Annotated in this window: 6 protein-coding genes and 1 pseudogene; 4 read left to right on the top strand and 3 right to left on the bottom strand. The window is 66.7% G+C overall.

Going from position 1 to position 7,156, the window contains the following annotated elements; genetic code table 11:
* Nucleotides 1–5: 5 nt before the first annotated feature.
* From priB to rplI, 3 genes are read left to right on the top strand one after another with little or no spacing between them, the layout of a single operon-like run.
* The gene (gene priB, locus VNT59_RS20480) at nucleotides 6–266 is read left to right on the top strand and encodes a primosomal replication protein N (RefSeq protein ID WP_325501580.1); all 261 of its coding nucleotides are present in this window, start codon (nucleotides 6–8) and stop codon (nucleotides 264–266) included.
* Nucleotides 267–285: 19 nt separating this feature from the next.
* Nucleotides 286–567 carry a 30S ribosomal protein S18 gene (gene rpsR / locus VNT59_RS20475; RefSeq protein WP_048438842.1) on the top strand — a complete coding sequence of 94 codons (282 nt, stop codon included), beginning with the start codon at nucleotides 286–288 and terminating at the stop codon, nucleotides 565–567.
* Between the two features lie 12 nt (nucleotides 568–579).
* Nucleotides 580–1,032: a 50S ribosomal protein L9 gene (rplI, locus tag VNT59_RS20470; RefSeq protein ID WP_325501578.1), complete on the top strand. Its 453-nt coding sequence runs from the start codon at nucleotides 580–582 to the stop codon at nucleotides 1,030–1,032.
* An 88-nt stretch (nucleotides 1,033–1,120) separates the two neighbouring features.
* On the opposite strand, the gene VNT59_RS20465 is transcribed toward rplI, so the two are convergent.
* The gene (locus VNT59_RS20465) at nucleotides 1,121–3,355 is read right to left on the bottom strand and encodes a trehalose-6-phosphate synthase (protein ID WP_325501576.1); all 2,235 of its coding nucleotides are present in this window, start codon (nucleotides 3,353–3,355) and stop codon (nucleotides 1,121–1,123) included.
* A gap of 213 nt (nucleotides 3,356–3,568) precedes the next feature.
* Between VNT59_RS20465 and dnaB the strand changes: the two genes are divergently transcribed.
* On the top strand, nucleotides 3,569–4,978 hold the full coding sequence (gene dnaB / locus VNT59_RS20460) for a replicative DNA helicase (protein WP_325501574.1): 1,410 nt from the start codon (nucleotides 3,569–3,571) through the stop codon (nucleotides 4,976–4,978).
* Between the two features lie 193 nt (nucleotides 4,979–5,171).
* Here dnaB and VNT59_RS20455 read toward each other — a convergent pair whose 3' ends face one another.
* Both VNT59_RS20455 and VNT59_RS20450 read right to left on the bottom strand, forming a co-directional pair.
* Nucleotides 5,172–6,863: a PhoH family protein gene (locus VNT59_RS20455; protein WP_325501572.1), complete on the bottom strand. Its 1,692-nt coding sequence runs from the start codon at nucleotides 6,861–6,863 to the stop codon at nucleotides 5,172–5,174.
* Nucleotides 6,864–7,038: 175 nt separating this feature from the next.
* Nucleotides 7,039–7,156: pseudogene (locus VNT59_RS20450) on the bottom strand (peroxiredoxin); the annotation flags it as partial.

The following is a 7,156-nucleotide window of genomic DNA, read 5'->3' as shown; positions in this document are numbered from 1 at the left end:
CCCGTATCGCGGAGGCCAAGGCCCTGCGCTACACGCCCGCCGGATTGCCCGCCCTCGACCTGCAGCTCGAACACGAGTCGGAGACCCTGGAAGCAGGGACCCCGCGGCAGGTGAAGGTGGAGATCAGGGCGGTGGCCTTCGGGACGGATGCGGAAACGCTCTCGCGCCAGGCGATCGGCAGCGGATTCCGGTTCACCGGTTTCCTGGCCGCTCCCCGCCACGGCAAGCACCCGGTCCTGCACATCCAGTCCTTCCAGCAAGATTAAACATTCATAGGGGTCCACCATGGCCACGTTCAAGAAGTTCAACAAGGACAAGCGTCCGAAGCGCAACACCCAGTCGCTGCTGTTCAAGCGCAAGCGCTTCTGCCGCTTCACCGTCGCCGGCGTCGAGGAAATCGACTACAAGGACGTCGACACCCTGCGCGATTTCATCGCGGAAAACGGCAAGATCATCCCGGCGCGCCTGACCGGCACCCGCGCGATCTACCAGCGCCAGCTCAACACGGCCATCAAGCGCGCGCGCTTCCTGGCCCTGGTGCCCTACAGCGACCAGCACCGCATCTAAGGAGCACCGAACATGCAAGTCATTCTGCTCGACAAGGTCATCAACCTGGGCAACCTCGGTGAGATCGTCAAGGTCAAGGACGGCTACGCCCGCAACTTCCTGATCCCGCAGGGCCGTGCGCGCCGCGCGACGGAAGCCAACAAGGCCGAGTTCGAAGCCAAGCGCGCCGAGCTCGAGAAGGCCGCCAATGCCAAGCTGGAAGAAGCCAAGGCGCAGGGCGAGAAGCTCGCCGGCACCACGGTGAAGCTGACCCAGAAGGCCGGCGTGGACGGCCGCCTGTTCGGTTCGGTCACCAACTTCGACATCGCCGAAGAACTCAAGAAGCTCGGCTACCCGGTCGCCAAGGCGCAGGTTCGCATGCCGCAAGGCCCGATCAAGCATGTCGGCGACAGCGCCGTCAGCGTGGCGCTGCACACCGACGTGGTGGTCGACATCAACGTGACGGTGTACGGGGAAACCGCGTAACGCGGCCCCGGCCGGCAACAAGACTGCCCTGCGCAGCCTTGTCCTCGCAAAAAGAGACCGCCAAGCGGTCTCTTTTTTTTGTGCGCGCCTATTCCCCGGCGTGGCGCTGTACCCGCTCGGCGATGCGCTCGCGCAGGCGCCAGCGGCCGGCATCGGACAGCATACGGCCCGCCCAGCGGTACACGTTGAACTCGCGCACCGTGGTGCGCAGGGCCGCCATGCGTTCGCGCTGCTCGGCTTCCGGCATGGTCAGGGCCCGGTGCAGGGCGTCGGCCGTCTCCTCCACGTGGTACGGGTTCACGATCAGCGCTTCCGGCATTTCGCGCGCCGCGCCGGCGAAGCGGCTGAGGATCAGGACGCCGCGTTCGTCGTCGCGGGCGGCAACGAACTCCTTGCACACGAGGTTCATGCCGTCGTGCAGGCTGGTCACGAGGCAGGCGTCGGCGGCCCGATAGAGTTCGTTGACGGCCTCGTGCTCGTGATGCTCCGCCAGCAGCCGCACCGGCAGCGTGCCGCCGGTGCCGAAGCGCCGGTTGATGCGCTCGGTCACCTGCGTGATGCGGTCGCGGAAGGCCCGGTACTCCTCCAGCGCGCTGCGCGAGGGCGCCGCCACTTGCACCAGCGTGAAGCGGCCGAGCCACTCGGGGTATTTCTCCAGCATCCGTTCCACGGCGTGCAGCCGTTCGAGAATGCCTTTCGTGTAGTCGAAGCGGTCGACGCCGACGGCGAGCTTCTGGTCCGCTGGTAGCTGCAGCCGGCTGAGCACCCGGGCGCGGCATTCCGCCACCGGCGGCCAGTGCGACATCTCGGCCGGCGTCGGCCATTCGATGGAGATCGGGTAGCTCTCGACCAGGGTACTCATGCCCTGGAACGAGATCGTCGAGTGCTCGTGCTCGATCCGCGCTTCCAGGTAGCGGTCCACCGTCTCGATGAAGTTCTTGCAGTGGAAGCGGGTGTGGAAACCCAGGATCGTGCTGCCAAGCATGCCTTGCAGGATCTCGCGCCGCCACGGACAGATGCCGAACGACTCGGGGTTCGGCCATGGGATGTGCCAGAAGGTGATGATGGTCGCCCGCGGCAGCTTCTCGCGCACCATCGCCGGCACCAGGGCGAAGTGGTAGTCCTGCACCAGGACCACCGGGTCCTCGCTGCGCGCCTCCTGCACCACGGCGTCGGCGAAGCGCTGGTTGACCTCGCGGTAGTACTGCCAGTCGGATTCGCGGAACACCGGCCGCACGTGGGCCACGTGGCACAGCGGCCACATGCCTTCGTTGGCAAAGCCGAAGTAGTAGCCCTGTTCCTCTTCCGGCGTGAGCCACAGCCGCCGCAGCAGGTACTCGTCCTCGCCGGGCGGCAGCGACACGTGGTCGCTGCGGTCGACGACGTCGCGATCGGCGGTGCCGCTGCCGTGGGCGATCCAGGTGCCGGAGCAGGCGCGCATCACCGGCTCCACGGCGGTGACCAGGCCGCTGGCCGGCCGCCGCACCACCACCTGCCCGTCCTTGAGGTCGTGGATGTAGGGTTCGCGGTTGGACACGACGATCACCTGGTCCCCGCTCAGCTGCGTGCGCAGCAGCGACTGCAGCCGCTCGGGGGTCCACTCGGCCTCGGGGCCCTGCGACCGCCGGTATTCGTCCTCCAGTTCGCGCAGGCGCGCGCGCAGGTCGGCGGCCAGCGGCGCCAGTTCGGACGCATTGCCCGACAAGGGGCGGATCAGGCCCTCGCCGCGCAGCAGCGCGCGGGTGCCGGAGATCCAGCCGCGCCAGCTCAGCTGCGCGACGATCATCGTCACGAACGCGATCACCACGCCGATGCTGGCGATCAGAATCATGAGGTATTGGCGGGTGTCCTGGCTGCGGCGCTCGATGAAGCTCAGGTCCTGCAGCAGCACCAGCTTGCCGATGCTGCCGGTTTCGGCGTTCACGGGGTGGACGCCCACGTGCACCGGGCCGCCGCCGATGTGCAACAGGGGATCCGGCGCGGCGGCGATCTCCTGCGCGCGTTCGCAGGTGAGTTCCTTGGGAAAGCCCGGGCTGGTCCGCAGCAGCTGGCCGTCGTTCGAGCACAGCCCGAGCGCGACCAGGCGCTCGTCCTGCGTGGCGCGGGTGAACAGCGCCAGCAGCTTGCGGCCCTTCGGGTCGGGCAGGGCGTCGGCGATCGACTCGGACAGGGCGTTGGTGACCAGCGTGCCGCGCAGGTTCAGGTCGCGCGCGAACCAGCGCAGCGTGAGCCGGTCCATCAACGGCAGCGCGAAATACGCGGCGGCGGCGAGGATGATGGCGAGCGGGACGAGGAATCGGAGCTGGAGTCGCAGATTGCGCATCAGCTGAAGGCGGCGCCGGGGCTGGGCGCGAAAAAGTGTGGATGGGGCATGGACAAACTGTACCGCGTATGCCGCCGCTGTTCGGGCGGGAAACCACCCAATGCACAGGTTGCACCCCATCCGTACACCGGCAGCCCACGGGTTATCCACATGCTTGTCCAGTGACGGGGCGGGCCGGCCGGCGTAGCATCGCGGTTTACCTCAAGAATGTCGATGTCAGCCGTTCTCTCCCCCGTCGAAGACGATTTTTCGCGCGACCGGCAGGTCGCCCAACTGCGGATCCCGCCGCACTCCGTCGAGGCCGAGTCGAGCGTGCTGGGCGGCCTGCTGCTGGACAACGGCGCCTGGGACCGGGTGGGGGACCTGCTGACCGACGGCGACTTCTACCGCTACGAGCACCGGCTGATCTATGCGGCGGTCGGCGGCCTGATCAACGCCACTCGTCCGGCCGACGTGATCACCGTCTACGAGCGGCTGCAGCAGCTGGGCCAGCACGAGGAAATCGGCGGCCTCGCCTACCTCAACTCGCTGGCGCAGTACGTACCGAGCGCGAGCAACATCCGCCGCTATGCCGAGATCGTGCGCGAGCGCTCGATCCTGCGCAAGCTGGTCAGCGCCAGCGACGAGATCGCCACCGCCGCCTTCAACACCCAGGGCAAGCCGGTCGACACCATCCTCGACGAAGCCGAGCAGAAGATCTTCAACATCGGGGAGGAAGGCTCGCGCATGAAGCAGGGCTTCCAGGCCATGGAAAACCTGGTGGTGCAGCTGCTCGATCGCGTCCAGGAGATGGCGGACAACCCGAACGACATCACCGGGGTGCCGACCGGCTTCTACGACCTCGACCGCATGACGTCGGGGATGCAGGCCGGCGACATGATCGTGCTGGCGGCGCGGCCCTCGATGGGCAAGACGGCGTTCGCGATCAACATCGCCGAGCACGTGGCGCTGCACGAGCAGCTGCCGGTGGCGGTGTTCTCGATGGAAATGGGCGCCAGCCAGCTGGCGGTGCGTATCGTCGGGTCGATCGGCCGCATCGACCAGATGCACCTGCGCACCGGCAAGCTCACCGATTCCGAGTGGCCGCGCCTGACCGAGGCAATCGAGAAGCTGCGCAACATCTCGCTGCACATCGACGAGACGCCCGGCCTCACGGTGAGCGAGCTGCGGGCCAACGCGCGGCGGCTGGCGCGCCAGTGCGGCGGCAAGCTCGGCCTGATCGTCGTCGACTACCTGCAGCTGATGAGCACCTCGACGAGCATGAGCGACGAGAACCGGGCGACCGCCGTCGGCGAAATCTCGCGCGGCCTGAAGATGCTGGCGAAGGAACTGGGCTGTCCGGTGATCGCCCTGTCGCAGCTGTCGCGCGGCGTCGAGTCGCGCACCGACAAGCGCCCGATGATGAGCGACCTGCGCGAATCCGGCGCGATCGAGCAGGACGCCGACGTGATCATGTTCATCTACCGCGACGACTACTACAACAAGGACTCCAAGGAGCCCGGCGTGGCGGAGATCATCATCAGCAAGCAGCGAAACGGCCCCACCGGCACCGTGAAGCTCGCCTTCATGAAGGAGCTGACGCGCTTCGAGAGCCTGGCGTCAGGCGGCGGGTCGGACTTCTAGCGGCGCGCCGGCGAGCGTGCCGGCGCTCGCTTGATTGTCTGAACGCAGAGGACGCAAAGGTTACGCAGAGGGCGCAGAGTTAGTACAAGGATGCAGAGATTTTGGAGGTGTTCCTCTGCGTTCTCTCTGCGTCTCCTCTGCGAACTCTGCGTTCAAGAATGTCTGAACCTCGAAGCGACTGCTATCGCGGAGGTCAGAGCACCTCGCTCGCGAAGTCGGCCAGCCGCGAGCGCTCGCCCCGCGCCAGCGTGATGTGGCCGCTGTGCGGCCAGCCCTTGAACTTGTCCACGGCGAAGGTGAGGCCCGATGAACCTTCGGTGAGGTAGGGCGTGTCGATCTGGGCCAGGTTGCCCATGCAGATGATCTTGGTGCCCGGCCCGGCCCGGGTGATCAGCGTCTTCATCTGCTTGGGCGTGAGGTTCTGCGCCTCGTCGATGATCACGTACTTGTTCAGGAAGGTCCGCCCGCGCATGAAGTTCATGCTCTTGATCTTGATGCGGCTGCGGATCAACTCGTTGGTGGCGGCGCGGCCCCATTCGCCGGCGCTGGTGTCGGTCTTGGCGAGCACCTCCAGGTTGTCGTCGAGCGCGCCCATCCAGGGCCCCATCTTTTCCTCTTCCGTGCCGGGCAGGAAGCCGATGTCCTCGCCCACGCTCACCGTGGCGCGGGTCATGATGATCTCGGTGTAGCGCCGGTCGTCCAGCACCTGCGTGAGCCCGGAGGCGAGCGCCATCAGCGTCTTGCCGGTGCCAGCGGTGCCGGTGAGCGTGACGAAGTCCACCTCCGGATCCATCAGCAGGTTCATCGCGAAGTTCTGCTCGCGGTTGCGCGTCGTCACGCCCCACACGGCGTTCTTCAGGTGGCCGTAATCCTTGAGCGTCTTGAGCACCGCCGTCTTGCCGCGGATTTCCGACACCCGGGCGTACAGGCTCGGCTCGCCGGGCGATTCGAAGAACACGAACTGGTTGATCAGCAGGCTGGGGACGATCGGGCCGCTGATCCGGTAGTAGGTGTGCTGGCCGCTCTGCCAGCTCTCCACCGTCTTGCCGTGCTTGGCCCAGAAGTCCGGCGGCAGGGCGAGCGCGCCCGAATACAGCAGTTCGAGATCGTCGAGGGTCTTGTCGTTCTGGTAGTCGTCGGTCGCCAGGCCCAGCGCGCGGGCCTTGACCCGCATGTTGATGTCCTTGGACACCAGCACCACTTCGCGCGGCGCGTACTGTTCGCGCAGCGCCTGCACCACCCCCAGGATCTGGTTGTCGGCCTTGCCCTGCGGCAGGCTGGGCGGCAGCTGGTTGGCCAGCGACTGGGTCTGGAAGAACAGGCAGCCGCCGGCCTCGGTGTGGCCGGTGGAATTGAGCTTCAGCCCTTTGCTGATGTCGGCCTCCTGGCCACCGGCGAGCCCGTCGAGCATGCGACTGGCTTGCCGGGCGTTGCGCGCCACCTCGGTCATGCCTTTCTTGTGCCCGTCGAGTTCCTCCAGCACGATCATCGGCAGGAAGATGTCGTGCTCCTCGAAGCGGAACAGGCTCATCGGGTCGTGCATCAGGACGTTCGTGTCCAGCACGAACAGCTTGGCCGGGCCGGTCGCGGCCTTCTTGCGCGGCTTCGCCGCGGGCTGCACGGCCGGGGCGCGCTGCTTTCTCGGCGTGGGCGCCGCCACGTGTTCGAGGTAGCTCTCCACGCTCTCCTGGTAAGCCTCGGAATGCGGTTCGCCGCCGCCCAGGGGCGGATCGAAGTCGAGGGCCTGCGGTTTCTCAGCGATCGGGCTGGGCGCCTGCGCCGCCTCCAGTTTTCGAGCAGCCTTGTGCGAGGACCGGGCCGGCGCGTCGAACGCTTCGGGCGGGAGCAGGGCGGCGCGCTTCGTGGGAGCGGGAGGCAATGGCATAGAACGGCAGGTTCCCGGATGAGAAGGTCGACAAGCAAAAAAGCCGCCGGGGTCGCCGGGCGGCTTTTTCAGACTGAGCTGTACAGACGCGAAGCGTCCAGTTCAACGGCATGAATTCATTATGCACAAGTCCTGCGACGCAACAACGGGCGGACTTGCATGTTGCTACAAAGCCTCAGGCCGCCTTCTTCAGCAGCTTGACCGCCTTGAGCACCTCGTCGACGTGGCCCGGCACTTTCAGGCCGCGCCATTCCTGCTTGAGGATGCCGTCGGCGCCCACCAGGAAGGTGCTG

Origin of the sequence: Ramlibacter sp., from assembly GCF_035554825.1 — a bacterium.
Taxonomy (GTDB): Bacteria; Pseudomonadota; Gammaproteobacteria; order Burkholderiales; family Burkholderiaceae_C; genus Ramlibacter.
The sequence above is the reverse complement of the archived record's forward strand: the minus strand, read 5'-3'. Positions and strand labels throughout refer to the sequence as shown.